The 25,898-nt window shown below is 63.4% G+C and carries 24 protein-coding genes; 8 read left to right on the top strand and 16 right to left on the bottom strand.

Annotated elements, in window-relative coordinates:
- Positions 1-16: 16 nt before the first annotated feature.
- The 7 genes from AC06DU_RS17250 to AC06DU_RS17220 all read right to left on the bottom strand — a co-directional run bounded on the left by AC06DU_RS17250 (position 17) and on the right by AC06DU_RS17220 (position 7,181).
- Positions 17-961 (bottom strand): NAD-dependent epimerase/dehydratase family protein, encoded by a 945-nt coding sequence (locus AC06DU_RS17250; RefSeq protein ID WP_478202902.1) that lies wholly within the window; start codon positions 959-961, stop codon positions 17-19.
- Position 962: 1 nt separating this feature from the next.
- Positions 963-1,691, bottom strand: coding sequence for an SDR family oxidoreductase (locus AC06DU_RS17245; protein ID WP_478202901.1), 729 nt, complete (start codon positions 1,689-1,691; stop codon positions 963-965).
- A 2-nt stretch (positions 1,692-1,693) separates the two neighbouring features.
- The gene (locus tag AC06DU_RS17240; RefSeq protein WP_478202900.1) at positions 1,694-2,995 is read right to left on the bottom strand and encodes an FAD-binding oxidoreductase; all 1,302 of its coding nucleotides are present in this window, start codon (positions 2,993-2,995) and stop codon (positions 1,694-1,696) included.
- Positions 2,995-4,383 (bottom strand): UbiA family prenyltransferase, encoded by a 1,389-nt coding sequence (locus AC06DU_RS17235; protein ID WP_478204439.1) that lies wholly within the window; start codon positions 4,381-4,383, stop codon positions 2,995-2,997. Before AC06DU_RS17235 ends, AC06DU_RS17240 begins: the two co-directional genes overlap by 1 nt.
- A 108-nt stretch (positions 4,384-4,491) precedes the next feature.
- Positions 4,492-5,475, bottom strand: coding sequence for a lysylphosphatidylglycerol synthase transmembrane domain-containing protein (locus tag AC06DU_RS17230; protein WP_478202899.1), 984 nt, complete (start codon positions 5,473-5,475; stop codon positions 4,492-4,494).
- Between the two features lie 15 nt (positions 5,476-5,490).
- Positions 5,491-6,435, bottom strand: coding sequence for an electron transfer flavoprotein subunit alpha/FixB family protein (locus tag AC06DU_RS17225; RefSeq protein WP_047127294.1), 945 nt, complete (start codon positions 6,433-6,435; stop codon positions 5,491-5,493).
- Entirely contained in the window at positions 6,435-7,181 is a 747-nt protein-coding gene (locus AC06DU_RS17220) for an electron transfer flavoprotein subunit beta/FixA family protein (RefSeq protein ID WP_115511600.1), read from the bottom strand. Before AC06DU_RS17220 ends, AC06DU_RS17225 begins: the two co-directional genes overlap by 1 nt.
- Before the next feature lie 226 nt (positions 7,182-7,407).
- On the opposite strand from AC06DU_RS17220, the gene rfbB reads away from it, so the two are divergent.
- The 4 genes from rfbB to rfbD all read left to right on the top strand — a co-directional run bounded on the left by rfbB (position 7,408) and on the right by rfbD (position 10,873).
- Entirely contained in the window at positions 7,408-8,463 is a 1,056-nt protein-coding gene (gene rfbB, locus AC06DU_RS17215) for a dTDP-glucose 4,6-dehydratase (RefSeq protein WP_478202898.1), read from the top strand.
- Positions 8,464-8,526: 63 nt separating this feature from the next.
- A complete protein-coding gene (gene rfbA / locus AC06DU_RS17210; RefSeq protein ID WP_047127293.1) occupies positions 8,527-9,414 on the top strand; it encodes a glucose-1-phosphate thymidylyltransferase RfbA in 888 nt (295 codons plus the stop codon).
- Positions 9,411-9,968 carry a dTDP-4-dehydrorhamnose 3,5-epimerase gene (rfbC, locus tag AC06DU_RS17205; protein ID WP_016903935.1) on the top strand — a complete coding sequence of 186 codons (558 nt, stop codon included), beginning with the start codon at positions 9,411-9,413 and terminating at the stop codon, positions 9,966-9,968. Before rfbA ends, rfbC begins: the two co-directional genes overlap by 4 nt.
- Positions 9,965-10,873: a dTDP-4-dehydrorhamnose reductase gene (gene rfbD / locus AC06DU_RS17200; RefSeq protein ID WP_054592896.1), complete on the top strand. Its 909-nt coding sequence runs from the start codon at positions 9,965-9,967 to the stop codon at positions 10,871-10,873. Before rfbC ends, rfbD begins: the two co-directional genes overlap by 4 nt.
- 115 nt (positions 10,874-10,988) lie before the next feature.
- Here the strand turns inward: rfbD and AC06DU_RS17195 are convergent, their stop codons facing one another.
- Both AC06DU_RS17195 and AC06DU_RS17190 read right to left on the bottom strand, forming a co-directional pair.
- Positions 10,989-12,392 (bottom strand): mannose-1-phosphate guanylyltransferase/mannose-6-phosphate isomerase, encoded by a 1,404-nt coding sequence (locus tag AC06DU_RS17195; RefSeq protein ID WP_065032866.1) that lies wholly within the window; start codon positions 12,390-12,392, stop codon positions 10,989-10,991.
- A gap of 49 nt (positions 12,393-12,441) precedes the next feature.
- Positions 12,442-13,788, bottom strand: a complete 1,347-nt coding sequence (locus AC06DU_RS17190; protein ID WP_024938344.1) for a phosphohexomutase domain-containing protein — start codon at positions 13,786-13,788, stop codon at positions 12,442-12,444.
- Between the two features lie 134 nt (positions 13,789-13,922).
- Here AC06DU_RS17190 and AC06DU_RS17185 point away from each other — a divergent pair, with 134 nt between their 5' ends.
- Together AC06DU_RS17185 and AC06DU_RS17180 are read left to right on the top strand one after the other, a co-directional pair.
- Positions 13,923-14,654, top strand: coding sequence for a CoA transferase subunit A (locus AC06DU_RS17185; RefSeq protein ID WP_065032865.1), 732 nt, complete (start codon positions 13,923-13,925; stop codon positions 14,652-14,654).
- A complete protein-coding gene (locus tag AC06DU_RS17180; RefSeq protein ID WP_478202897.1) occupies positions 14,654-15,292 on the top strand; it encodes a CoA transferase subunit B in 639 nt (212 codons plus the stop codon). The genes AC06DU_RS17185 and AC06DU_RS17180 overlap by 1 nt, the downstream gene beginning before the upstream one ends.
- A gap of 1 nt (position 15,293) precedes the next feature.
- On the opposite strand, the gene AC06DU_RS17175 is transcribed toward AC06DU_RS17180, so the two are convergent.
- A complete protein-coding gene (locus AC06DU_RS17175; protein WP_478202896.1) occupies positions 15,294-17,360 on the bottom strand; it encodes a glycoside hydrolase family 99-like domain-containing protein in 2,067 nt (688 codons plus the stop codon).
- A 10-nt stretch (positions 17,361-17,370) separates the two neighbouring features.
- The gene (locus AC06DU_RS17170) at positions 17,371-19,020 is read right to left on the bottom strand and encodes an electron transfer flavoprotein-ubiquinone oxidoreductase (protein ID WP_478202895.1); all 1,650 of its coding nucleotides are present in this window, start codon (positions 19,018-19,020) and stop codon (positions 17,371-17,373) included.
- 127 nt (positions 19,021-19,147) lie between these two features.
- On the opposite strand from AC06DU_RS17170, the gene AC06DU_RS17165 reads away from it, so the two are divergent.
- Positions 19,148-19,747 (top strand): alpha-ketoglutarate-dependent dioxygenase AlkB family protein, encoded by a 600-nt coding sequence (locus AC06DU_RS17165; RefSeq protein WP_024938339.1) that lies wholly within the window; start codon positions 19,148-19,150, stop codon positions 19,745-19,747.
- A 467-nt stretch (positions 19,748-20,214) separates the two neighbouring features.
- Here AC06DU_RS17165 and AC06DU_RS17160 read toward each other — a convergent pair whose 3' ends face one another.
- From AC06DU_RS17160 to AC06DU_RS17145, 4 genes are all read right to left on the bottom strand, one after another.
- Positions 20,215-20,859, bottom strand: a complete 645-nt coding sequence (locus tag AC06DU_RS17160) for an ABC-type transport auxiliary lipoprotein family protein (protein WP_054592898.1) — start codon at positions 20,857-20,859, stop codon at positions 20,215-20,217.
- Positions 20,856-21,782: an MlaD family protein gene (locus AC06DU_RS17155; RefSeq protein ID WP_011035876.1), complete on the bottom strand. Its 927-nt coding sequence runs from the start codon at positions 21,780-21,782 to the stop codon at positions 20,856-20,858. Before AC06DU_RS17155 ends, AC06DU_RS17160 begins: the two co-directional genes overlap by 4 nt.
- A 2-nt stretch (positions 21,783-21,784) precedes the next feature.
- Positions 21,785-22,627: an ABC transporter ATP-binding protein gene (locus AC06DU_RS17150; RefSeq protein WP_102255873.1), complete on the bottom strand. Its 843-nt coding sequence runs from the start codon at positions 22,625-22,627 to the stop codon at positions 21,785-21,787.
- 85 nt (positions 22,628-22,712) lie between these two features.
- On the bottom strand, positions 22,713-23,942 hold the full coding sequence (locus tag AC06DU_RS17145) for an MlaE family ABC transporter permease (protein ID WP_372358572.1): 1,230 nt from the start codon (positions 23,940-23,942) through the stop codon (positions 22,713-22,715).
- A gap of 49 nt (positions 23,943-23,991) precedes the next feature.
- On the opposite strand from AC06DU_RS17145, the gene AC06DU_RS17140 reads away from it, so the two are divergent.
- A complete protein-coding gene (locus AC06DU_RS17140; RefSeq protein WP_024938335.1) occupies positions 23,992-25,251 on the top strand; it encodes a threonine/serine exporter family protein in 1,260 nt (419 codons plus the stop codon).
- Positions 25,252-25,310: 59 nt separating this feature from the next.
- On the opposite strand, the gene AC06DU_RS17135 is transcribed toward AC06DU_RS17140, so the two are convergent.
- The gene (locus AC06DU_RS17135) at positions 25,311-25,763 is read right to left on the bottom strand and encodes an H-NS histone family protein (protein WP_478202894.1); all 453 of its coding nucleotides are present in this window, start codon (positions 25,761-25,763) and stop codon (positions 25,311-25,313) included.
- Positions 25,764-25,898 lie beyond the last annotated feature (135 nt).

Genomic DNA, 25,898 nt, shown 5'->3' with positions numbered 1-25,898 from the left:
ATCTCTTGGTGACAGTTCAGCGCTTAAGTACGATGTGGCTATAGCGCGGGTCGGTATAACTTTCGCGGATCGCATCTTCGAATGGCGTCTGGCGCACGCCGAAGACTTTCTCAGTATTGACGCCTTGGAAGTCATCGCCGGCGCTGAGCGCCTTGAGCTGGTCGGCCGTGAATGGGGGTTTCTTGCTAAAGAGCGAATACACGCGCAGCAGGAAGGCAAAGAAACCGATAGGAACATGCACGATCAGCGTATGCAGGCGTTTGACCCGCTTGATGGTCTTGATGATGTCGACATAATCGACTCGGGTATCACCAACGATGTCGTAGACCTCGCCGTCGGGTTCGCGCTCGATGCATTTGGCAATGCAACGGCAGAAGTCGCGTTCGTATAGCGGTTGACGCATGAACTTGCCATCACCCGGGATCGGAAAGACGGGCGTCTTGGCCATGAAGCGCGACAGCCAGCCTAGATGCTTTGGATCGAACCAGCCAAACATCAGCGTTGGCCGCAGCACGCAGTGACGCAAGCCGCTGCTCACCACCATCTGTTCCTGGGAGCGCTTGGTGTTGGTGTAATCATCCACAGCGACCGAATTCACCACCGACGAACTGATATGCACTACAAAAGGCACTTCGGCCGCTTTGCAGGCGTCAAGTACGTGCGAGGTGGCAACCAGGTTGTTGCGGGTGAAAAGCTCGGTGGTCTTGCCGGTGATCTGTGCATGCAATTGGGCAACGCAGGCCGCACCTTCGAACTCGCGGGCCCATTCGCCCGGTTCGGCCAGGTCCGCATGCACGACGCGCACGGCAGGATGTAACTCGCGCAGTATCTGCAGGTTGTGCGCATGCTTGTCGATTGCCACCAGTTGGGTGTAGCCCTGTTGTTCGAGCTCGACGATCAGATTTTGGCCGACCAGCCCTGCGGCACCGGTGATGACGATCTTGGCGTGTTTGTCGGTCATGTCAGAGCTTGATCCTGCGGAAAACGAATTCGGGTATGTTTTTGATCACCAGCATGATGGCCCACCAAAATGCTGGCAGATAGGCCACAGCGCGACGCTTGTCCACTGCACCCATAATTCCCTTGGCGATCTGGTCCGGCTTTGCCCACAGCGCGCTCTTTTTGAAGGCCGCGGTCATGGGTGTGTCGACGAAGCCCGGCTTGATCGTGAGCACGTTGATTCCTTCCGGGCGCAGGCGCTGGCCCAGACCGCTCAGGTATGCAGTCACAGCCGCCTTGGCGCTGCCGTAGAGGTAGTTGCTGGCTCGGCCGCGGTCTCCCGCCACCGAAGAAATGACTGCAAGCGTGGCGCCCGACGTCAGTCGCGGAACAATCGCCGCGCACAGGGCAATGGTGGAAGTGCCGTTGGTTGCGAACTCACGAAGCGACAGTTCGACCGATGCGTCACACGCAGCCTGGTCCGGCAGCGTGCCATGTGCGATCAGCACAACATCAACGCCACCAAGCGCCGCCCAGGCAGCGTCCAATATTTCGCCATGACGTGCGCTGTCGTTGACGTCGAGGATGCCGATGCTGCTCCTGCCACCGCGTGTGGTCAGGTCCGCTGCGATCGTCTCAAGGCGCGTTGCCTGTCGGCCGAGCAGATGGATGGCCGCCCCGCGTGCGGCGTAGCGTCGGGCGGTTGCTTCGGCGATGGCCGAGGTGGCACCGATGATGAGGACGCGTTGCATGTCTACTCCGTGACCCGGCGCCAGAAGCCGGAAGAAAAACGTGGGTCGAGATAGCTGCCGAACTCGCGCCAGCAGCCATAGGCGCGCTGAAACGACTGTGCAGCCATACGTGCATCCTTGGCAGGGTACAGAGCGCCGCCTGCCTCGTCGACGATGCGGTCCAGTCGCTCAAGCAGGCGGAGTACGTCAGGACCGGTATTGGGAAAGTCCAATGCCAATGTCGTCCCGGGCCTCGGGAAAGACAGCATGCCGATGGAAGGTGTGTTGCCGAATTCTTTCAGCACTGCCAGGAACGAGCCGCTGCCGCTGCGCGCGATCTCGGCAAGCAGCGCGTCGACCCCGTCACGTGCGGTTGCAGGCGGCAATACACATTGATACTGCAGAAAACCGGATGGGCCGTACATACGGTTCCAGTCGCGGATACCGTCCAGCGGGTAAAAGAACGGCAACAGGTGGCTGACGAAGCGTTTGTGCGATGCCGGCTGGCGCCAGTAGTAAAGCGCATTGAAAGGCCGCAGGGACAACTTGTTTACCAACGAAATCGGTGGCGTGACCGGCATGGACAAGCCTGCGCCTGGCGATTTCGGTCGCTCCTGGGCGAGCCCGGTGCAGTGATCGGCGCGGGTGAAGTGCCCGCGTCCGCGTGCCTTGCCGCTTGCCAGGCAATCGATCCAGGCCACGCTGTACTCGTGGCTGTCGGCAGATGCGGCCGATAAGGCGAAAAATTCGTCGAGCGAGCCAAAGCGGATGTTTTCTGCTTCCAGCGTGGGACTGCCGACACGGCGTAGCTGAATTTCGGCCCAGGTGATCAGGCCGGTCAGGCCGAGCCCTCCCACTGTGGCCGCAAACCAGAGATCGGCGTCATCCGGGGTGCACAGCCGCCGCTCGCCGTCGCTGCGCAGCAGCTCGAATGCACGCACATGGTGGCCAAAATTGCCGGTGCGATGGTGGTTCTTGCCATGCACGTCGTTGGCGATCGCGCCGGCGACGGTGACGTAGCGAGTGCCGGGTGTCACTGGCAGGAACCAGCCTTGCGGCAACGCCAGCTCGATGATTTCGGCAAGGGTGACTCCCGCCTCACAGCGCAGGACGCCATTGCCTGGATCAAAGTCGATGAATCGATCAAGCCCGCGTGCGCACAGCAGTGCACCATCCGGATTCAGGCAGCTGTCGCCATAACTGCGTCCATTACCACGAGGCAGGGCAAAGCCATCGAATGCCGGCAGACGTGCCGCGCGATCATGGATCGGTAGCAGCGTCTGGTGTGCTCTGGGATAGCGCCCCCAGGACTGCCCCGCCGCCATCAGATGGCGCTCAGGGCGAACAACCCGCACAGCACCACAACGATCTGGCTCACGCGATCGGTGGCAGCGAATACGATCGGGTCATCATGCATCTCTCCGCGATGGGCGATGATCCAGACCCGGCTCACCCAGTACAGCAGCACCGGACACACCAGCCAGAGCAGCTTAGGATTGCGGTACAGCTCCACACTCTCGGGGCTGTTGATGTACAGCGCCATCACCATCACCGCGATGTAGCCAGCCGCCGCGCCCATGGATTGCAGCAGCGAGAGATCCTCCACCGAATAGGCACGACCACTGGCCCTGGTTTTGCCGCTGCTCAACATGGCATGCAGTTCGGTATAGCGCTTGAGCAGGGCCAGCGACAGGAACATGAACATCGAAAACGCCAACAGCCAGAACGACAGTTCGACGCCGATCGCCACGGCGCCGCCGATGATGCGTACGGTGTAGAGGGCTGCGAGCAGCACAACGTCGATCATCACGATGCGTTTCAAGCGCAGCGAATACGCCAATGTCATGATGTAGTAGGCAAGCAATACTAGGGTGAATTCGATGCTGCATGCCAGCGACAGCAGAAGGCCGGCGACGGTCAGCGCAGGCGCGACCAGCAGGCCCTGCAAAAGAGGAAGCCGACCTGCCGCGAACGGGCGCTTGCGCTTGCGCGGGTGCTGGCGATCAGGCGTCAGGTCCAGCAGATCGTTGAGCACATAGACGCCGGAGGCGCATAGCCCGAACGCCACCAGCGCAATCGTGGATTGGACCACCGATTCCAGATCCAGGAAGCGGTGCGCGGTCAGGAGGGGAACGAACACCAGCAGATTCTTCAGCCACTGATGCAGGCGCAATGCCTTCAGCCATGCACGGGCACGTGGCGGGGCAGGCCAATGCGCATGCACGGTCGTCCGCTGCGCAGCAGCCTTGGCGAGTGCAGCGCCATTGTTGACCACCCAGGCGCCACCGGCCTTTTCCCACACATGCAAATCCACGCTGCCGTTGCCTGCGTAGTCGAAGTTGCCCTGACCAAACGCGTCGACTAGCACATCTGCCTTGTTGCGACCAGACAGATTGCGTTTGCCATCACTGGCGATCACCTCCTCGAACAGGCCCAGATGGTCTGCAATAGGCTTCACCAGGAGCGCGTCGGACGCCGTGCACAGCACGCGCGGACGTTGTGTCGTGGTGCGTAGCAGCTCCAGCACCTGGTGGTTGTAGGGCAGGGTCTCCGCAGGCAGGACGACGCGGGAGGCAAGTTCTCGCTTTAGCGCAGCCTTGCCGCGCAACAGCCACAGCGGCAGCAAGAACCGGTACAGCGGATTTCGCGCCAGCAGAGCCAGCACCGACTCGTAGAGGATGTCGGAATTCAAAAGCGTGCCATCCAGATCCACGCAAAGGGCGCGTCCCGAAACAACCGGACGGGTGGAGCTGCTGGTAGGGGCGGACATCGACTGCCTAGCGATCCATTGCGGGGCCGCGATTATACCTAGTAGATCACCTTAAGCTTTCTTGTAATGCGATGATTCCGCAGCCAGCATAGCCAGTGTTCCGACGACAATGGCGTACCAGAGCGTGACCAGGCGCGCCGCGACGGCGACCGCAATCGCCTCCGGGGTAGAGATCCCGAGCCGATTGAGCATCAACACGATGGCCAGTTCGGTGGTGCCGACGCCACCGGGGACGAACGACAGCGCGCCTATCAGCATCGCGAGTGGATAAATACCGAGCGCGACCATGGGGTCCAGCTGCAAGCCCATGCCAACGCACAGGCTCACGAAGACAGCCGATGTCAGTCCCCAGGCGAGGCATCCGGCAAGCATGCTTTGCCCGAACGCGCGCAGATCCAGGCAGCTACGCAGCTCCAACGCTGCCGCAAGGCAGAAGCGTGCCAGGCGGCGCAGCCAGCGGCCGGGAAGGCGCTCGGTCACACGTGCCAGACTATTCAATAGCGCAGGCCACGCCGCCGCGCCGAACAGCACACAGACAAATCCCAGCACTACGGCCACCAGGGCGCCCAGGGTCGGGAACACCGACGCAGCCAGCAGCGACAAGGACAGGATGACCAGCAGATCGGACGCGCGCTCGAAGACGAAGACGCCCAGCGTGCGCTCGGCCGGGATGCCCATGCGCGCAAAATAGCGAATCCGCATCAGTTCGCCGGCCTTGCCGGGCGTTGCGGTCAGGGCAAAGCCCGCCAGATAGCCAGCCAGGCCGGGTAACACCGGTACGTGATGCCCCTTGCGGCGTAGGAGCCAGTGCCACCGCCAGTATCGGAACAGGTACGTGATGGAGACGGGCACGATTGCGAGCGACATCAACTGCCAGACCTCGCTCAGCCGCGAAAACGTCCCGTTCCCGTGGTCCACCCAGACCAATACGGCGACGTACCCCGCGCACAGCAGCAACACGAAGGCGGCCAGATAATCCAGACGGTGCCGCAATCTTGCGGCACCGTCGATGCTGGGAGGCAAAGGTGAATCCATTGCAGCAGAAGGGCCTCAGCCCAGCGCAGCCTCCAGCTCCGGCAGCAGGGTGAACAAATCCCCCACCAACCCGATGTCGGCAATCTCGAAGATTGGCGACTCCGGGTCCTTGTTGATCGCCACGATCGTGCCGGCGTCCTTGATGCCGGTCAGATGCTGGATCGCCCCGCTGATGCCGATGGCCACGTACAGCTCGGGCGCGATGATCTTGCCCGTCTGGCCGACCTGCAGCTCGTTCGGTACGTAGCCGGCGTCCACGGCGGCGCGCGAGGCGCCCACGGCGGCGCCGAGTTTGTCGGCCAGGCTGTAGATGTGCTGGAAGTTCTCGGCCGAACCGACGCCGCGGCCGCCGGAGACCACGCGCTTGGCGCTCTGCAGGTCCGGGCGATCGGAGCTGCCTGCGGCCAGGCCAACGAACCGGGTATGGGTCGGCAGCACTGCATCCACAGCGATGGACTCGATTGCTGCACTGCCGCCGGCTGCCGCTTCCGGCCAGGAGGCGCTGCGCACGGTGGCGACCACGACCTGGTCGGCCGGCGCTTTCACCGTGATGATCGCGTTGCCGGCGTAGATCGGGCGCTTGAAGGTGTAGGCATCTTCGACCGCCATCAGGTCGGAGACCTGGTTGACACCCAGCAACGCGGCAACCACCGGCATCAGGTCCTTGCCGAACGTGGTCGAGGGGCCGAACACGTGGGTGTAGCCCTGGCCGGCGAGCTGGGCGATCTGTGGCCCCAGCACCTGCGCAATGGCATGTTCGTTGGCGGCGTTTGCCACCGTCAGTACGCGAGCAACACCCGCCAGCTGCGCAGCCTGGGTCGCAACCGCGGCCGGATCGGCCGCCAGCACGACGATGTCGATGGACTCGGCCGACACCGCCAGCGCGGCGCTGAGGGTCTTGGCGGTGGCCGCGTTGAGCTGGCCGTTGAGATGTTCGGCAACGATGAGAACCTTGGCCATTACAGCAACCCCTTCTGCTTGAGTGCGGCCACCAGCTCGGCGGCGTCCTTGACCATCACGCCGCGGCTGCGCTTGGACGGCGGCGCGTAGTGGGTAGTGGCCAGGCTGTCGTGCGCATCGACGCCGAGATCAACAAAGGCCAGCGTTTCCAGCGGCTTGCTCTTGGCTTTCATGATGTCCGGCAACTTGATGAAGCGCGGCTCGTTCAAGCGCAGATCGGTAGTCACCACCGCCGGCAGGTCCACTTCCAGCGTCTCCAGGCCGGCATCGACTTCGCGGGTCACCGTGGCCTTGCCATCGGCGACCACCAGCTTGCCGGCGAAGGTCGCCTGCGGGCGACCCCACAAGGTGGCCAGCATCTGGCCGGTCTGGTTGGCGTCGTCGTCGATCGCCTGCTTGCCCAGGATGACCAGGTCCGGCTGTTCCTTCTCGACCAGCTTGAGCAGGGTGCGCGCGGCGGTCAACGGCTGGATTGCCGCGTCGGTGACCACGTGGATGGCGCGGTTGGCGCCCATCGCAAGCCCGTTGCGCAGGTGCGCGGCCGCATCGGCCGGGGCCAGGGTGGCGACCACCACCTCGGTGGCGATGCCGGCGTCGCGCAGGCGCAACGCCTCTTCCAGGGCGATTTCGTCGAACGGGTTGGGCGAGAGCTTGACGCCGTCGGTGACCACACCGGAACCATCGGGCTTGACCTGAATGCGGACGTTGTAGTCCACCACGCGCTTGTAGGCGACGAGGATTTTCATCGTGTACGAGATCCTTCAGCTGTTGCGGGAAGGCCCGGCCGCGGCGGCAGGCTCGGGAGTGGGGCCATTCTAACCGGGCGGCATGCACCATGCGATGGCGTATGGATGCTGCGGCGCGGCAATTGAGGCATGTTTGCCTAATGCGCTCGAGCTGGATCTGCTTAGGACCGTATATCCTATGTCGTTTGAAACGCAGCGCAGCGCGCGCGACCAGGAGGGGTAGATAGTGGCGACTTGGCTAGTAACCGGCGGTGCCGGCTTTATCGGCGGAAACTTTGTTCTTGAAGCAGTCGCACGCGGGATCCGCGTGATCAATCTCGATGCGCTCACCTATGCGGGGAACCTGAACACGCTGGCGTCGCTGGAAGGCAATGCCGGCCATGTCTTCGTCAAGGGCGACATCGGCGACGGCGCACTCGTGACCCGTCTGCTACAGGAACATCAGCCGGACGCAGTGCTGAACTTCGCTGCCGAAAGCCATGTGGATCGCTCGATCGAAGGCCCCGGCGCGTTCGTCCAGACCAACGTCGTCGGTACCCTGGCCTTGCTCGAGGCCGTGCGCGACTACTGGAAAGCGCTGCCGGATGCGCGTCGCGAGGCCTTCCGGTTCCTGCATGTGTCCACCGACGAGGTCTATGGCACGCTGGGCGAGACCGGCAAGTTCACCGAGACCACGCCGTATGCGCCCAATTCTCCGTACTCGGCGTCCAAGGCCGCCTCGGATCACCTGGTGCGCGCGTTCCACCACACCTACGGGCTGCCGGTACTGACCACCAACTGCTCGAACAACTACGGCCCATACCATTTCCCGGAAAAGCTCATTCCGCTGGTGATCGCCAAGGCGCTGGCCGGCGAGCCGTTGCCGGTGTACGGCGATGGCAAGCAGGTACGCGACTGGCTGTTCGTCAGCGACCACTGCGAGGCGATCCGCACCGTGCTGGCCAAGGGCCAGGTCGGTGAGACCTACAACGTGGGCGGCAACTCCGAGCGGCAGAACATTGAGGTCGTGCAGGCGATCTGCGCGCTGCTGGATCAGCACCGCCCGCGTGAGGACGGCAAACCGCGCGCGAGCCAGATCACCCATGTCACCGACCGCCCCGGACACGACCGTCGCTACGCGATCGATGCCTCCAAGTTGAAGAATGATCTGGGCTGGGAGCCGGCCTATACCTTCGAGCAAGGCATCGCGCAGACGGTGGAGTGGTACCTGACCAACCAGACCTGGGTGCAGGGCGTGCTGGATGGCAGCTATCGGCTGGAACGGATCGGCGCCGCGGCCTAACGCGAGCCCTTAGCAAGAGCCCGCGCATGTATGCGTGTGCGGGCCTCCAACAGGACATCCCTGATGACACAACGTAAAGGCATCATTCTGGCCGGTGGCTCCGGCACGCGCCTGTACCCGATCACCAAAGGCGTCAGCAAGCAGCTGCTGCCGGTGTACGACAAGCCGATGATCTACTACCCGCTGAGCGTGCTGATGCTCGCGGGTATCCGCGACATCCTGATCATCAACACGCCGCACGAGCAGGCGCTGTTCCAGTCGCTGCTGGGCGATGGTTCCCAGTGGGGCGTCAATATCCAGTATGCCGTGCAGCCCAGCCCCGATGGTCTGGCGCAGGCCTATCTGATCGGTCGCGAGTTCGTCGACGGCAAACCGAGTTGCCTGGTGTTGGGCGACAATATCTTCCATGGGCATGGTCTGACCGATACCTTGCGCCGCGCCGATGCGCGTGAGCAGGGTGCAACCGTCTTCGGTTACTGGGTCAACGACCCGGAGCGCTATGGCGTTGCCGAATTCGATCAGCAAGGCAAGGTCATCGACATTGCCGAAAAGCCGGAAAAGCCCCGTTCCAACTACGCGGTCACCGGCTTGTATTTCTATGACGGCAAGGCCAGCGACTACGCGGCTGCATTGAAGCCCTCGCCGCGCGGCGAGCTGGAAATCACCGATCTCAATCGCTGCTATCTCGATGCCGGCGACCTGCACCTGGAGCCGCTGGGGCGTGGGTATGCATGGCTGGATACCGGCACGCATCAGTCATTGCACGAAGCGGCCAACTTCATCGAGACCATCCAGATGCGTCAGGGCCTGCAGGTGTGCTGCCCGGAAGAAATCGCGTTTGGTCAGGGCTGGATCAATGCGGAGCAGCTGGAGCGCCTGGCGGCGCCGTTGTTGAAGAATGACTATGGCAGGTATCTGCACGAATTGGCCGTACGAGGAGTAGTGCCTTGAAAGTGATCGAAACGCGTCTACCTGGTTGCGTCGTCATCGAGCCGGCAGTGTTCGGCGATGCGCGCGGCTATTTCTTCGAAACATGGAATGCCGAACGCTTTGGTCAGCACGGCTTGCCGACGCAATTCGTGCAGAGCAACGTGTCCACCTCCGCCAAGGGCGTGCTGCGTGGTCTGCACTACCAATGGCCGCGTCCGCAGGGCAAGTTGGTCAGCGTGCTGGAGGGCGAGGTCTATGACGTCGCCGTTGATGTGCGTCACGGCTCGCCCAACTTCGGTCAATGGGCGGCGGTGGTGCTGAGCGCGGAGAACAAGAAGCAGTTCTGGATTCCGGAAGGCTTCGCGCACGGCTTTGCAGTGTTGTCCGAACGTGCAGTGTTCAGTTACCTGTGCACCGACGTCTATGTCAAGGAAGCCGATGCCGGCGTGCGCTGGGACGACGCTGCGATCGGGATCGATTGGCCGATCAGCGATCCGTTGCTGTCTGCCAAGGATGCCGATGCGCCGTTCCTGGGTGACGTGGCGGTCGATCGTTTGCCGGTGTTTACCCCGTGACCACATTGGTCTTTGGAGCGAACGGGCAGGTCGGCACCGAGCTGCTGCGCGCACTGGCAGCCGATGGTGCAGTACAGGCCACCACGCGCAGCGGGCAGTTGCCTGATGGCAGTGCCTGCGAGGTGGCGGACTTCGACGCACCGCAGACGCTGACGTCCTTGCTGGACCGGATCGGCCCGAGCCGCGTCGTCAATGCCGCCGCCTATACCGCAGTGGATCGCGCCGAGCAGGACCGCGACGGCGCATTGCGCGCCAATGCGACCTCGCCCGGCGTCATCGCCGCATGGTGTGCATCCAACGACGTACCGCTGGTGCATTACTCGACCGACTACGTCTTCGACGGTCAGGGCACCGCGCCGTATCCGGAGGATGCGCACACCTCGCCGCTGGGTGTGTATGGCGAGACCAAGCTTGCTGGCGAGGAGGCCATCCGTGCTTCGGGTGCGCAGCATCTGATCCTGCGCACGGCATGGGTGTATGCCTCGCACGGCGCGAATTTCCTGCGCACCATGTTGCGTGTCGGTGCCGAGCGCGATGAGCTGCGGGTGGTGGCCGATCAGGTCGGAACACCGACACCGGCCGCCCTGATTGCCGATGTCACTGCGCAGTTGCTGCGCCAACGCACACCCGACACGTCGGGTACCTGGCACCTCACGGCGGCAGGGCAGACCAGCTGGCATGGCTTTGCCGAGGCGATCTTCCAGCAAGCTGTCAGCGCAGGCCTGTTGTCGCGCGCACCGCGCGTGGTGCCGATCACGACCGCCGACTATCCGACGCCCGCAACGCGGCCGGCGTACTCGCGGCTGTCGATCGACAAACTGCAGCGCGATTTCGACATCGTGTTGCCGGACTGGCAGCTCGGCCTGCAGCGCGTGATTGCCGAAATCGCCGCTGCCAGACAGTAAATCGGCGACTCCGGGCGGTGGCGATAGTTCCGCCGATCCATGCAGGCCGCAAAAACAAACAGCCGGGAATCCCCGGCTGTTTGCGTATGTGTTGCAAAGTCCTGCAAGCGACCGATCAGGCGCGCCCGTAGGTGTCTTCGAAACGCACGATGTCGTCTTCGCCCAGGTAGCTGCCGGACTGCACTTCGATCAGCTCCAATGGCAACTTGCCCGGATTGCGCAGGCGATGGGTCACGCCCAGTGGGATGTAGGTACTCTGGTTTTCGGTCAGCAGCAGCACCTCGTCGCCACGGGTGACTTCGGCGGTTCCGCTGACCACGATCCAGTGTTCGGCGCGATGGTGGTGCATCTGCAGGCTCAGCACCGCACCGGGTTTGACGGTGATGCGCTTGACCTGGTGGCGCTGGCCCATGTCGATCGAATCGTAGGCGCCCCACGGGCGATAGACCTTGCGATGCCAGGTGGCCTCTGAGCGGCCAGCCGTCTTGATCTGGCCGACCACATCCTTGACCTCCTGGATGCGATCGCGATGACCGACCAGCACGGCGTCCGGCGTCTCGACGACGACGACGTCTTCCAGGCCGACCATGGCGATCAGGCGCGAGCCGTACGCATAGGTGTTCTTGCAGTCCAGCTGGATGACATCGCCGTAGTGGGCGTTGCCCTGGGCGTCCTGCTTGGAGACGTCCAGCAGCGACGACCACGAACCGACATCGTTCCAGCCGGCATCCAGCGGCACCACCACTGCATCGGCGGTCTTTTCCATCACCGCATAGTCGATCGAATCCGACGGGCTGGAGGCGAACGCATCCTTGTCCAGGCGGGTGAAGTCGGCGTCACGCTTGCCCCCTTCCCACGCCTTCTGGCACGCATCGGCGATGGCGGGCTGGAACTTGCGCAGTTCTTCCAGATAGCGCGAGGCACGGAACAGGAACATGCCGCTGTTCCAGTAATACTCGCCGCTGGCCAGATAGCCTTGCGCGGTGGCCAGGTCGGGCTTTTCGACGAAGCGTTCGACCGCGCTGACGCCGGTACCCGCGCTTGCCTTGATATAGCCGTAGCCGGTTTCGGGCGCGGTGGGCTTGATGCCGAAGGTGACCAGCTTGCCTTGTTCGGCCGCAGTCGCCGCCAAGGTGACCGCGGCCTGGAATGCCGCCTCATCCTGAATGACGTGATCGGACGGCAGCACCAGCAGCAGCGGATCGCTACCGTCGCGAGTCGCTTCCAGTGCAGCAACGGCGATGGCCGGTGCGGTATTGCGGCCCTTGGGCTCGAGCAGGATGGCCGACGGCTTCACGCCCAACTGTTGCAACTGCTCGGCGGCCATGAAGCGGTGTTCTTCGTTGGCCACCACAATGGGGGCATGCGCCGCCACCGGGGCGGAACGCAGCCAGGTGGCCTGCAGCATGCTGTGCTCGCCGACCAGCGGCAGGAACTGCTTGGGATACGATTCGCGCGACAACGGCCACAGGCGCGTGCCGGAACCGCCGGATAGGATGATAGGTAGGACGTCGCTCATGGGCGGGGGAAACTCCAAAGTGCGTCTATAAGGTGGGAGAGGGAGTGAATCAGCCGCGCAGCAGGTTGGAAATTTCCTGTGTGCGCGTTTCCAGCAGGGCGGCGTCGCCGCGCGTTTCCACGTTCAGACGCAGCAGCGGCTCGGTGTTGGAGCTGCGCAGGTTGAAACGCCATTGGCCGAAGTCGGCACTGATGCCATCGGTGTAGTCCAGTTCCGGCGACTGATCGCCGTAGTGATCCATCACGCGGGCAACCGCTGCCTTGGCATCGTCCACCTTGAAGTTGATCTCGCCGCTGCAGGGGAATTTCTGCATGCGCGCCTCGACCAGATCCGCCAGCGAACGACCCGACTGCGACACCAGCTCGGCGATCAACAACCACGGGATCATGCCGGAGTCGGCATAGGCGAACTCGCGGAAATAGTGGTGCGCGCTCATCTCGCCGCCATACACTGCGTTTTCGCTGCGCATCTTTTCCTTGATGAAGGCATGGCCGCTCTTGCACAGCACCGGGATGCCGCCGGCGTCCTCGACCATCTCGACGGTGTTCCAGGTCAGGCGCGGGTCGTGCACGACCTTGCCACCCGGCTGCTTGGCCAGGATCGCCTGGGCCAGCAGGCCGACCAGGTAATAGCCTTCGATGAAGCGGCCGGTGTGGTCGAAGAAGAAGCAGCGATCGAAGTCGCCGTCCCAGGCGATACCGAAGTCGGCGCCGTGTTCCTTGACCGCCCTGGCGGTGGCGTCGCGGTTCTCCGGCAGCAGCGGGTTGGGGATGCCGTTGGGAAAGTTGCCATCGGGTTCGTGGAAGACGCGGATGAACTCGAACGGCAGCTGCGGTGCAAGCAGGTCGACGATCAGGCCGGCGCCACCGTTGCCGGCGTTGACCACCAGCTTGAGCGGCTTGAGCGTGCTGCGGTCCACGTAGCTGAGCAGATGCTCCAGGTAGGCGGTCTTGTCGGTACGGCTCTGCTCGCTTGCGGTTGGCTCGCCGGGTGCGGCGGTATCGGCAGCGACGGTGTCGCGGATCGCGAACAGGCCGGTGTCGGAGCTAATCGGTCGCGCCTGCTCGCGGACCAGCTTCATGCCGTTGTAGTCCATCGGGTTATGGCTGGCGGTAACCATCACGCCGCCGGCCGCCTTGAGGTAATCGGTCTGGAAATAGACCTCCTCGGTGCCGCACAGGCCAATGTCGATCACTTCGCGGCCGCTGGCGCGCAGGCCGGCCGAGAGCGCCTCCTGCAGGCCAGGGCTGGCCAGGCGCACGTCGTGGCCCAGGACCACGGGCCCTTGCTCCAGCTGCGCCGCCAATGCCACGCCGATGCGGCGCGCCAAGTCCTCGTTGAGTTCATCCGGCACGCGGCCGCGGATGTCGTAGGCCTTGAAGGCGGGTAGCGTCATGGGCAATTCCTGGGATGGGGGAATTCCGAGTTTAGCGGCTGTGCCGTGTCTTGGGTGTGGCGGAATTGCGATCGGGGACAGGGAACAGTCAGCGGCTAGAATGGCCGCTTCACATCAGCGAGGCGAGGGCGGTGATGAGCAATGGTGGACGTGGTGCGGCAAGCGGCAAACGCTATGCCGATGCCGGGGCGGCGCTGGATGGGGTGCTGGCCGATGGCCAGACCCTGGCGGTCGGCGGCTTTGGGCTGTGTGGAATCCCGGAAGCGCTGATCGCGGCAGTGCGCGCGAGCGGGGTCGGCGGATTGACCGTGATCTCCAACAACGCAGGCGTCGATGGATTCGGGCTGGGTCAATTATTGGCCACCCGGCAGATCCGCAAGATGATTTCGTCCTACGTGGGCGAGAACAAGGAATTCGAGCGGCAGTACCTGGCCGGCGAACTGGAGCTGGAGTTCAACCCGCAAGGCACGCTGGCCGAACGCCTGCGCGCGGGCGGTGCGGGGATTCCCGCGTTCTATACCGCAACCGGCTACGGCACCATCGTCGCCCAGGGCAAGGAAACCCGGCAATTCGACGGCAAGCAGTACGTGATGGAAACCGCGCTGCAGGCCGACGTCGCGCTGGTCAAGGCCTGGCGTGCGGATACGGCCGGCAATCTGGTGTTCCGCAAGACCGCGCGCAACTTCAACCCGGCCTGCGCCATGGCCGGTCGCGTCTGCGTCGCCGAGGTCGAGGAGATCGTGGAGGTGGGTGCGATCGATCCGGACCAGGTGCATCTGCCCGGCATCTATGTCGACCGGCTGGTGCTCAACGCCACCCCGGAAAAACGCATCGAACAGCGCACCGTGCGCGAAGGACAGCACTGATGGCCTGGACCAGAGACCAGATGGCCGCACGTGCGGCGCGTGAATTGACCGATGGCGCCTACGTCAACCTGGGTATCGGTCTGCCGACGCTGGTGGCCAACCACATTCCCGATGGCGTGGACGTGTGGCTGCAATCGGAGAACGGCCTGCTCGGCATCGGTCCGTTTCCCAGCGAGGACGAGGTGGATGCGGACCTGATCAACGCCGGCAAGCAGACAGTGACCGCGCGTGCCGGCGCCAGTTATTTCGGTAGCCACGACTCGTTTGCGATGATCCGCGGCGGGCACATCGATCTGGCGATTCTCGGTGCGATGCAGGTGACCGAGCGCGGCGACCTGGCCAACTGGATGGTGCCCGGCAAGATGGTCAAGGGCATGGGCGGCGCGATGGACCTGGTGGCCGGCGTCAAGCGCGTTGTCGTGCTGATGGAACACGTCGCCAAGGACGGCAGCCACAAGATCCTACGCGAATGCGACCTGCCATTGACCGGCGTCGGCGTGGTCGATCGCATCATCACCGACCTGGCCGTGTTCGACGTTACCGATCGCGGGTTGGTGCTGGTGGAGGCGGCGGAAGGGGTGAGCGAGAAAGAGGTGCGGGCAAAGACCGTAGTCCCGTTTTTGACGGCAGAGACTTGAACTAGCTTTTGTGCGCGTACTTGTACGGAGCTGGAGCCTGTTCCTTGGCTCCCACGATAGCAGCGGCACTGGCCAAGGTATAGCCACTGTCAATTGTAGAGAGGCTTAATAAACGTTCGATTGCATGCGCCATTGTTCCGTCTACCTGGCCTGCTTCTTTTTCAAACTCACTCGGTCGCAGGTGACTATCCAAAATAGGCTGGATTGCTTTTAGACGCAGCCAGAACATACTTCCGCATGCAAAGGTCGCAGTGCCGATGTCTGGCTGAGCTATCCCTATGCGGGTAGCTAGTGACCGCACTGCATTCTCATTTGCTCCCCAATAGAAGCTCAGCGGCTGGATATGACCTTCGGGTGCGACTAGTCCTAAATTAGGCTGCTGATCAAATGCATCGATAATACTCTTGACACGTTCGCGGGCGAGCAGGCTGCTAACCATGTCTCGTCGCCATTGATCACCATCTCGGCGATGGGTGGAGCGCTTCGTGTGTAACTTTAGCACCACCGATACGCCCTCATCGATAAGCCGGTCTGCAATCTTCAAAAACGGCAGGATATCTCGGCCATGATTTTCATGCGCTACCACCTCCGCCTCCATTCCCTGAAGTTTGAGGATGCGATTGACTGCAGGAAGATTGTTCTCCGTTGTCGTGATAATAAGGTGATGATCGAAAACCGCTTCGCGTAGTTGTAGCAAAATTTCTTCTAGAACATCAACGTACCAAGCATGGATGATCACATAAGGCCGTATGTTGCACATGCGACGCGGTCGCAACGCTCGACGGGTCGCTTCCAACCATGCGTAACCAAGGCAGGCGTCTGGCTCTAACACAGCACCTTCGGCCCATTCGTTCCAAGCGTTGATGAAGACCAACTTCCTACTAGCTGGAGCGGCTGCGAGCCGGCCGTGAATTGTTTGGGATAGCCATGCTTGGTAGCCGCGCGGCGAAGCGTGGTGATAGATGCGGCCGTTCCCAGGGCGACGCGGTTCATTATCCCAGCCAGGATTCACCCCTGGATAAAGTGTGTTGTTCTGTAGTGGCCTAGCAGCCACTTCGGCAGCGAGGGAACGCCAGTCCAATACTTCCCCTGAAAAATCAGGATTTATCAGCAGCTGCGCCTTAGATAACGAAGGCGGGGAACTCATGTTTGGGGGGAATTCCACTGCCGCATCGAAGTAGATATCACGAGGATCTGGACGCTCGAACCCTTGAACATACGCGAGGTGGATTTCGCCGATGCCGTGAGCCATGCACCACTCGCGCCACCGCAACGCCGTTGCGCCAGGGTCGGGCATCAGGTTAGGGCGATAGACGAGGAGCAGCGGCTTCCCATCCACACGCAAGTATCGAGGGTCTCGGAGGTAGGTGCTGACGTGGGAGATGAACGCAAGATCGTCGTCAAGACTATGTTGCTGTTCGATTAAGATATCAGCGTTGCGCCCATCCCAACGACGGGCCCAACTCTCGTTGGCCCAGCAAAGACAATAGGGCAAACGAATGCTCGCGTCATCGCGCCAGTTGCGTACGGGTTCCTCAAGTAACGTCCTCCCTGCGAACCAATAAAAGTAAAAACAAAAGGCGCCGATCCCGTACTCTGATGCGAGTTCGGCCTGCTGGCGCATAACGTTCTGGTCTCGAAGATTGTAGAACCCGAGATCTGCAGGAATCCGTGGTTGCATGTGGCCATAGAATTGTGGGAGGGCGCGACTGACATTTCGCCATTCGGTAAAACCTTTGCCCCACCACGCATCGTTTTCCGGAATTGGATGAAATTGTGGTAGATAGAACGCGATCAACGTCGCTGGCATCGGCGATGGCAGAACATCGTGCCGATAGGGGGTGTGACCAATCGCTGCTTCATCGCTTCGATGTCGCAAACGTAGGGCCATGGTGTTTACCTCTACGGCTTGACCCTTTTGAGGCGCAGGCACCCAACTGGTGTATCTGTCAAGAAACCAGTTCCTCCAGAGGTCACGCAATCCATTGGAGATTGGGATTGCACGAAAGCCAGCACGCAGCATGTAGTAGCCGATTGTGCGGAGGCGTTTAAGAAAAAACTGGCTCATACGAGATGACTCACAGATTCTGGTAGTTCGGGCCCGAACCACCCTCCGGGGTGACCCAGGTGATGATCTCGTACGGGTCCTTGATGTCGCAGGTCTTGCAGTGCACGCAGTTGGCGGCGTTGATCTGCAGGCGCTTGCCGGAGGGGCTGCCGGTGTCTGCGATCATTTCGTAGACGTTGGCCGGGCAGAAGCGGGTGCAGGGGTTGTCGTACTCCTGCACGCAGCGGGTGGCGCAGACGTCGGTGTCCAGCACCTTCAGATGCACGGGCTGGTCTTCGTCGTGCTCGGTGGCGGCGAAGTAGACCGCCTGCAGGCGGTCGCGCGGGGCGAGCTCGCGCGTGCCGTAGTCGCGGTTGGGTTGCTCGTAGTCGCCGATCTTGTGCAATGCCGACCAGTCGGGTTTGTTCTTCAGCGTCCATGGCGAGGCGCCCTTGAGCGCGGTTTCCCAGGCGGCATTGAGCAGGCCGAACCACAGGCCCTTCTTGAAACCGGGCTTGATGTTGCGCACCTGCTTCAACTCGGCCATCGCATCGGACGCGCGCAGTTTCGCGTCGAAGCCTTGCGGCGCCAGCCGCGATTGCACCAGATGTTCGGCGGCCAGCATGCCGCTGCGAATCGCCTGATGGGTGCCCTTGATCTTGGGCACGTTGAGCAGGCCGGCGGTGTCGCCGATCAGCAGGGCACCGGGCATTTCCACCTTCGGCAGCGATTGCCAGCCGCCGGTGACGATGGCGCGCGCGCCGGCCGAGAGGATGCTGCCGCCTTCCAGCAATGGCTTGATCAGCGCGTGGTTCTTCCATTGCTGGAAAGCTTCCCACGGCTGGTACTTCGGGTCGCTGTAGTCCAGCCCGCTCACGTAACCGAGCGCGATCTGGTTGTTGTCCAGGTGATACAGGAAGCTGCCGCCGTAGGTGCGGTTGTCGGCCGGCCAGCCTAGCGTGTGCACGATCTTGCCGGGACTGACGCGCCCCTCCGGTACCTGCCACAGCTCCTTGATGCCGATCGAATAGCCCTGCGGGTCGGCATCGGCGGTGAGGTCGAAGCGTTTGAGCAGGCGCTTGGTCAGATGCCCGCGCGCGCCTTCGGCCAGCACGGTGACCTTGGCACGGATATCGATGCCGGCGGTGTAACCGGGCTTGTGCGAACCGTCCTTGGCCACGCCCATGTCGCCGATACGCACGCCGATGACCTGGCCGTTGTCGTCGTGCAGGGTTTCGGCGGCGGCAAAGCCGGGGTAGATCTCCACACCCAGCGCTTCGGCCTGCGGCGCCAGCCAGGCGCACATTGCGCCCAGGCTGACGATGAAATTGCCGTGGTTGCGCATGCCTGGCGGCACCACCGGGAACTTGCGCGCGCTGTCCTTGCCGAGAAACCAGAATTCGTCGTCGGTGGCAGCCACGCAGATCGGCGGCGGGTTGTCGCGCCAGCCCGGCAGCAAGGCATCCAGCGGGCCCGGCTCGATCACCGCGCCGGACAGGATATGCGCACCGATGGTGCTGGATTTTTCGATCACGCAGACGCTGATGGCCGGATCGAGCTGCTTGAGCCGGATCGCAAAGGCCAGCCCGGCCGGACCGGCGCCGACGGTGACGACGTCGTACTCCATCACGTCGCGCTCGACCGTCTCTGGCGCATTTGCGCCGACTCCTGCTTCCGACATTGCTCCGCTCCCGTTGGCTCGATGGCTGCCGCGCATTTTCCGGGATTCGATGTGACGGCGGCAAATCGGATCGATTCATCCGCGCCGCGCAGCCTCCACTCAGTGGGCGCGTGCTAGCGTTTGATGCATGAAGATTCGGGTGGCATTGCCGCAAGCGGAGATCGCCTGGTGTCGCGGCTGGTTGCCGCGCGCGCAGGCCGATGCGCTGCTGCAGGCGCTGCTGACGCAGGTGCAGTGGGAGGTGCATCGCATCCGCATGTTCGGGCGGACGGTGGATTCGCCGCGTCTGAGCAGCTGGATGGGCGATGCGGACGCCAGCTATCGCTACTCGGGCACGCAGTTCGCGCCGCAGCCGTGGCTGGAGGTATTGCAGCCTCTACGCACGCGCCTGCTGGCCGAGACCGGGGCGCCGTTCAACAGCGTGCTGGCCAACCGTTACCGCAGCGGCAACGATGCGATGGGCTGGCATAGCGACGACGAGCCGGAGTTGGGGGCGCGACCGTTAATCGCCTCGGTAAGCCTGGGCGCGACGCGGCGCTTTGCATTCAAGCATCGCGACGATGCTGCGTTGAAGCAGACGCTGGAATTGGGGCACGGCGATCTGCTGCTGATGGCAGGCGAGACCCAGCGCCACTACAAGCATGCATTGCCGCGCACCACAAAGCCCATCGGCGAGCGCATCAATCTGACCTTTCGCCAGATTGCGCCGCGCGTGTCCCCGCCATAAGAGCGGCTAACGAAGCGTAGCGAGCGCTTGACTGGCAGTGAGTGCAGTGGTTTTGTTGTCCACATCTGGGGGGATGTAGTCAGCAGTGCGAGTCAAACGCTGAGTGGGTCGAGGGCGCGGTGCCCTCACCGCTCGCGGGACACGCTGTGAACCCGTCCCTGGGGGCTCGGTGGCGGCATCCATGCCGCCACACGGTCCCGCAATCGGTGAGGACACCGCACCAGACAGTTTGTTGGCTGCTTTGTTGAAAGCCATGCACACCGATCATCTCGACTGGTCCTTGCCCGCCCACCGTCGCGGGACCTTCTGCGGCATGGATGCCGCAGAAGAGCCTACATGGACGTACTTGCGGCGTGTCCCGCGATGGTGGGCGGGCAAGGGCCCTGCAGCCAGGCCGCAGATCAGCCGCCCCGCGGTAGACCGGCGTGAAGTGCTTTGTTAACCGCTCTAAGATCTGTCGCCTGCGCTTACAGCGGACGCGGCAGGCTCTGGCTGTCCTGCTGGCCGGTGACCAAGGTCCAGCCGACCAGTTCGGTGGTGACCTGCGTCATCGCCTGTTCGAATGCCGCTGCCACGGCAGCCGTGTCGGTGCCGCTGGACGGGCGTGCGACCAGGAAGGTGCGCGAGGCCACTACGCGCTGATCGGCAGCGTGCAGCAGTTTGGCATTGAGTTCGATGGTGGCCGAGGGCAGCGACTGGCCGGCGTAATCGGACTCGAAGCGGCGCAGGTCGATCGCCAGTTTGTAGTCGGAGCGGATGCCGGTGCCGATACGGGCGACGGCGGCGATCTTGCCGGAGTCCTCGAACGCGCGGACCACGCTGTCTTCCAGCATATCGGTGGCCGGCTGCGCCCAGCCTGCGCCGTGATAGACCTGCAACTCGCCCGGGGTCGGGCGCACGTTGATGCGCGGGCTGTCGATCACCCGCGCGGCGCTGGGCTTGGACACCGACAGCTGCCAGCTCACCTGCGGCCAGGACGGGTTCGGCGCAATCCGCACGTTAGGTGCGTAGATGGTGGCCGGCTTCTTATCGCCGCCGGTCAACACCGAGCAGCCGCCCAGCGCCAGCAACGAGACGCACAACATGGGACGCAACAGGCGCATGGCAGTCATTTCGGTTCGAACTCCTTGGGTGCGTCGCGGCCGAGCAGGTAGCGCGCAGGGTTGTTGTCCAGTTTGTCGCTGACCCGGCGCAGGTCGCGGATCAGGCCGCGCAATTCGGTCAGCGTGGGCCCGAGCTGGCCCAGTCCGTCGTTGGCAAAACTATTGATGGCCGCGCGGTTCTCGCCAAGGATGTTGTCGGCGTTGCCGGCTGCCGAATCCAGCTTGACCAGGGTAGCGTCGAGCTTTTCCAGGATGCCCGGCAGCTGCTGCACCAGATTCTGGTCCAGCCGCTTGATGGTGCCATTGGTGGTGGTCAGGGTGGTGTCCAGATTGCGTGCGGCATCGCGCGCGCTGACGATCAGCGCCTGCATGCCTTCGTCGCGGTCGGCGATGCCACCACTGATCTTTTCCAGATTCTGCAAGGTGGCGGTGATGCTGGCCACGTTCTTGTCCGAGAGCATCTGGTCCATGCGCTCGACGATGCGGTTGGCGGTGTCGGTGATGTTCTGCAATGCCGACGGCGTGGTCTGGATGATCGGCGCATCGCTCTTGTCGATGGTGGTCAGCGACGGTGCCTCGGGCGTGCCGCCGGAGAGCTGGATGATCGACGGGCCGGTCAGGCTGGTGATGGCCAGCTTGGCGCGGGTATCGCTCTTGATCGGCGTGGTGGAGTTCACCCGCACGTGCGCGACCACCTGGCGCGGGTCGTTCGGCGCCAGCGTCAGCTCGGTGATCGAGCCGACCGCGATGCCGTTGTATTGCACCGGGCTGCCGACCGACAGGCCGGTCACCGCCTCGCGGAACACCACCCGGTATTGCTGCCAGGTACGGTCGGAGGAGTATTTCGCAGCCCATAGCCCGAACAGCAGCAGGGCCAGGCCCGCCACGATGGTGAAGGCGCCGATCAGGACGTAATTGGCTTTGGTTTCCATGCTCAGGCGGTCTCGGTGGAGTCGGTCTTGGCCGCGCGCGCGGCGCGGGCGCGCGGACCGTGGAAATATTCCTGGATCCAGGGGTGGTCGATCTGCTCGACTTCGGCCAGCGGCGCGTTGGCGATCACCTTGCGATCGGCCAGCACCGCGATGCGGTCGCAGATGGCGTACAGCGTATCCAGGTCATGCGTGATCAGGAACACGGTCAGGCCCAGCGCCTGTTGCAGGGTGCGGATCAACCGGTCGAAGGCGGCCGCGCCGATCGGGTCCAGCCCGGCGGTGGGCTCGTCCAGAAACAGCAGCGGCGGATCCAGCGCCAGCGCCCGCGCCAGGCCGGCGCGCTTGCGCATGCCGCCGGACAATTGCGAGGGCAGCTTGTCCAGCGCATCGGCCGGCAGGCCGGCCAGCTTGATCTTCAGCAGCGCCAGCTCGAAATACCAGCGCTCGGGAAACTCGCCGTGATGTTCCTTCAGCGGGACCTGCACGTTTTCGCCGACGGTCATCGACGAGAACAGCGCGCCGTCCTGAAACAGCACCCCGGTATTGCGGGTGATGTGCTGGCGGTCGGCGAAACGGCCCGAGCGTGCGTCCGCACCCAACACCTGGATGCTGCCGGCGTCGGGCTCGCGCAGGCCCAGGATGCTGCGCATCAGCACCGACTTGCCGGTGCCCGAGCCGCCGACCACGCCCAGGATCTCGCCGCGACGTACGTCCAAGTCCAGGTCCTCATGCACGACCTGGCTGCCGAAGCGATTGGTCAGCCCGCGCACCGAAATCGCCAGCTGGTCGTCGTCGGCGTCGGTCTCTGTGCCGAGATTGGGGATTTGGGATTCGGGATTGGTCACAGCACAGTTCTCCCGAGTGTCAGGGCGCCAGCTGCGCTCCTGCCTTGCACGAATTCCGAATCCCGAATGTCGAATCCCAGCCTCATCACCACCCCATCTTCATGAACCACAGCGCGGCGACCGCGTCGAGGATGATGACCAAGGAAATCGTCTGCACCACCGAGGAGGTGGTGCGTTCGCCAACCGACTGCGCGGTGCCGCTGACCTTCAGGCCTTCCAGGCAGCCGATCAGGCCGATCACCAGCGCAAACAGCGGCGCCTTGGATAGGCCGACCAGGAAATGCCGCAGCTGGATGGTGTCGTGCATGCGCGCCAGGTACATCTGCGGCGGGATATCCAGATCGAATGCGCCCACGGTGACGCCACCGGCCAGGCCGGCGATCATCGCGATGAAGGTCAGCAGCGGCAGGGTGAAGATCAGCGCGAGCAGGCGCGGGATCACCAGCAGGTCGATCGGGTCCAGGCCCAGGGTGCGGATCGCGTCCACTTCCTCGCGCGATTTCATCGCACCGATCTGCGCGGTAAACGCGCTGGCGGTGCGCCCGGCCAGCACGATGGCGGTCAGCAGCACCGCGAATTCGCGCAGGAAGGCGATCGACACCAGCTCCACCACGTAAATCTCCGCGCCGAAGTCGCGCAGGATGGTCGAGCCCAGGAATGCGATCACCGCGCCGACCAGATACGACAGCAGCACCACCAGCGGCACCGCATCCAGGCCGACCTGCTCCATGTGGTGCACGGTGGAGGTCAGGCGGAAGCGCCGCGGCTCGTGGATCAGCCGCGCGATCTTGACCAGGTTCTCGCCGAGAAAGCTATTCAGCTCCAGAATGCCCTGGCCGACGCCGTGGGTGGTGCGGCCCAGACGGTCCAGCGCGGCGACGAAGCCGTAGTCGCGTTTGGGCTTGGGGCGTTCGTCGTTGAGTTCCTCGATGGTGCACACCAGCGCCTGGTGCTCATCGCGGAAGTCGATCGCGTCTTCCTTCAGGCCCATGCGGCTGGCGAAGCGCAGCAGCTGCAGCACCCCGGCCGAGTCCAGTTGCCCGATGCCGCGCGCGTCGATGCGCCGGATCCCTTCGGGCACGGCCTGCAGCAGCTCGGCCTGGGGCAACGCGGTCGCCAGGACCCAACTGCCAGCAAGGCGGACCTGTGCGTGATCCTGCGAGTCTTGTTCGATGCGTGGAGGTTGCGCTTTGATCATGGGTGGCCTGTCCGTGGCGCCAGCATACCGCGCCCGGCGTGAGCGAATGATGGGGACGCTTCGCCGCTGCGGTCCCGGCACAGACAATCGGCGCGCCGGCCAGGTGCGCTGCGGCATACACTGACGGTCTCGCCAGACGGCGTTTCTCCGATCCGACCCGCCACGCATGTCCGCTGCCACCGTCGTCCAACCGTCCGCCAGCGCCACCTATGCCCAGCGCGTCGCCTTTGTTTCGGAAATCGCCGGACGCCTGCATTCCTACGGCACCACGGCGCAGCGTCTGGAGGCCGCCGTGGTCGGGCTGTCGCACAAGCTGGGCCTGGACTGCGAGCCCTGGTCCAATCCCACCGGGATCATTTTGAGCTTCAGCGACCCGACCAAGGCCATCGGCTCCAGCGACATCACCCGGGTGATCCGGCTGGCCCCGGGCGAGAACGACCTTTACAAGCTCAGCGTGGCCGATTACGTGGCCGACGGCGTGGCCAACGGGCGCATGAGCATCGCGCAGGGCCACACCGCGCTGCGGCGGCTGGACCGCGAGGTCGATCGGCGCGGCAAGACCATGCAGGTGCTGGCATTCGGGCTGGCCGCCGCCGGCGTGGCAGGGCTGTGGAAACTGCCCTGGCTGGACATCGCCACCGCCGGCGCGATCGGCATGTCGATCGGCCTGCTGACCCAATACACCGACAGGCGGCCGGCGACCAAGGAAGCCGGCGAGGCGCTGGCCGGCCTGCTGGCCGGGGTGGTGGCCGCAGTGGTGGCGTCGCTGGTCGGGCCACTGAACCTCAACACGGTGATCATCGCCTCGCTGGTGGTGCTGCTGCCCGGCATGTCGTTGACCAATGCCTTCAACGAACTGGCCAGCCAGCACTGGGTCTCGGGCACGGCGCGGCTGGCCGGTGCGGTGACCACGGTGCTCAAGCTCACCGTCGGTGCAGTGATCGCGGTGACGCTGACCCAGGTGCTCGGCCTGCACCCGCAGGTGGCCGCATTGCGCCCGCAGGCCGGCTGGGTGGAATGGGCCTCGCTGCTGGTGGCCGCTTATGCGTTTGCGGTGTTGTTCAAGGCCAATCGACGCGATTATTTATGGATCATGGCGGCGGCCATGTCCGGGTATGTCATCGCGCGTTATGCCGGGCACGCCTGGGGCGGTCCGGCCGGTGTCTTTGCATCGGCCATGGCATTGACCGCCGCCGGTAATCTGTTCGGGCGGGTGATACAAAAACCCGGGGCATTGATCCGTTTGCCCGGCATCATCATGCTGGTTCCGGGCAGTGTCAGCCTGCGCGGCTTTCTGACCCTGATACAGCAACAGGATGTCAGTGTGGGGCAGGCCGCGCTATTGGCGGTGACCAATATCGTGATGGCCTTGATGGCCGGATTGCTGTTCGGCAATCTGTTGATTCCGGCCCGCAAGAATTTATGACCGGCAGAAAACGCGCAATAAAAAACGCCGGCAGTGCCGGCGTTTTTTATTGGTAACAATCAAGCCGCCTTGGGCTTCTTGGTCGCGCGCTTGGTGGCGGCTTTGCGCGGCGCGGTCTTCTTGGCCGGGGTCTTCTTGGCGCTGACCTTGCTGATCAGAAAGTCTTCGACCTTCTTGCCGGCGGCGGTCAGTTCGGCCAGCCAGCGCGGCTGCTTGCCGCGGCCGGTCCAGGCTTCCTGGGGATTGGCGGGGTTGCGATATTTCGGCGCAACCTTGCCCAGCTTGCGGCCGGCGCGCGGACCCGGCTTGGCAGCGGCAGCCGAACGGCCCGCACCGGCGCTGGCGCCAAACAATTCTTCGATGGAATAACCCTGGGCTTTTGCCGCGCGGGTCAGCTGCGTGCGGACCTTGGCAATCGGGGCGCGCTTGGCAACCACGGTCTGCTGCTTTTTCGCGTTTTTGATCAGGGCACCCAATTGCTTGGCCGACAGGCCGCTAAGATCGATCGACATCACTACTCCGGAAGATGAGAGAGAAAAGAATGCCGGTCCGTGGCAGCGCTGGCCATCATAATGTCAGAAAACCCGGGTGACAAATGCGCCGAAATACTCCGGCGCATTGTGTTCATCTAATCGAAGTAGTTTCGG

Source organism: Xanthomonas sp. NCPPB 3200 (assembly GCF_056393585.1).
Note: the sequence above shows the minus strand (reverse complement) of the source record. Positions and strands in the feature narration are given on the sequence as shown.

Bases quoted from the DNA above. Each gene is read 5' to 3' on its own strand.
- AC06DU_RS17175 (WP_478202896.1), bottom strand. From the start codon at position 17,360: ATGAGCCAGTTTTTTCTTAAACGCCTCCGCACAATCGGCTACTACATG.
- AC06DU_RS17225 (WP_047127294.1), bottom strand. From the start codon at position 6,435: ATGGCCAAGGTTCTCATCGTTGCCGAACATCTCAACGGCCAGCTCAAC.
- AC06DU_RS17160 (WP_054592898.1), bottom strand. From the start codon at position 20,859: ATGACTGCCATGCGCCTGTTGCGTCCCATGTTGTGCGTCTCGTTGCTG.
- AC06DU_RS17230 (WP_478202899.1), bottom strand. From the start codon at position 5,475: ATGGATTCACCTTTGCCTCCCAGCATCGACGGTGCCGCAAGATTGCGG.
- AC06DU_RS17195 (WP_065032866.1), bottom strand. From the start codon at position 12,392: ATGAGCGACGTCCTACCTATCATCCTATCCGGCGGTTCCGGCACGCGC.
- AC06DU_RS17250 (WP_478202902.1), bottom strand. From the start codon at position 961: ATGACCGACAAACACGCCAAGATCGTCATCACCGGTGCCGCAGGGCTG.
- AC06DU_RS17245 (WP_478202901.1), bottom strand. From the start codon at position 1,691: ATGCAACGCGTCCTCATCATCGGTGCCACCTCGGCCATCGCCGAAGCA.
- rfbA (WP_047127293.1), top strand. From the start codon at position 8,527: ATGACACAACGTAAAGGCATCATTCTGGCCGGTGGCTCCGGCACGCGC.
- AC06DU_RS17165 (WP_024938339.1), top strand. From the start codon at position 19,148: ATGAAGATTCGGGTGGCATTGCCGCAAGCGGAGATCGCCTGGTGTCGC.
- AC06DU_RS17190 (WP_024938344.1), bottom strand. From the start codon at position 13,788: ATGACGCTACCCGCCTTCAAGGCCTACGACATCCGCGGCCGCGTGCCG.
- AC06DU_RS17155 (WP_011035876.1), bottom strand. From the start codon at position 21,782: ATGGAAACCAAAGCCAATTACGTCCTGATCGGCGCCTTCACCATCGTG.
- AC06DU_RS17135 (WP_478202894.1), bottom strand. From the start codon at position 25,763: ATGTCGATCGATCTTAGCGGCCTGTCGGCCAAGCAATTGGGTGCCCTG.
- AC06DU_RS17240 (WP_478202900.1), bottom strand. From the start codon at position 2,995: ATGGCGGCGGGGCAGTCCTGGGGGCGCTATCCCAGAGCACACCAGACG.
- AC06DU_RS17180 (WP_478202897.1), top strand. From the start codon at position 14,654: ATGGCCTGGACCAGAGACCAGATGGCCGCACGTGCGGCGCGTGAATTG.
- AC06DU_RS17145 (WP_372358572.1), bottom strand. From the start codon at position 23,942: ATGCCGCAGCGCACCTGGCCGGCGCGCCGATTGTCTGTGCCGGGACCG.
- AC06DU_RS17140 (WP_024938335.1), top strand. From the start codon at position 23,992: ATGTCCGCTGCCACCGTCGTCCAACCGTCCGCCAGCGCCACCTATGCC.
- AC06DU_RS17220 (WP_115511600.1), bottom strand. From the start codon at position 7,181: ATGAAAATCCTCGTCGCCTACAAGCGCGTGGTGGACTACAACGTCCGC.
- AC06DU_RS17170 (WP_478202895.1), bottom strand. From the start codon at position 19,020: ATGTCGGAAGCAGGAGTCGGCGCAAATGCGCCAGAGACGGTCGAGCGC.
- AC06DU_RS17185 (WP_065032865.1), top strand. From the start codon at position 13,923: ATGAGCAATGGTGGACGTGGTGCGGCAAGCGGCAAACGCTATGCCGAT.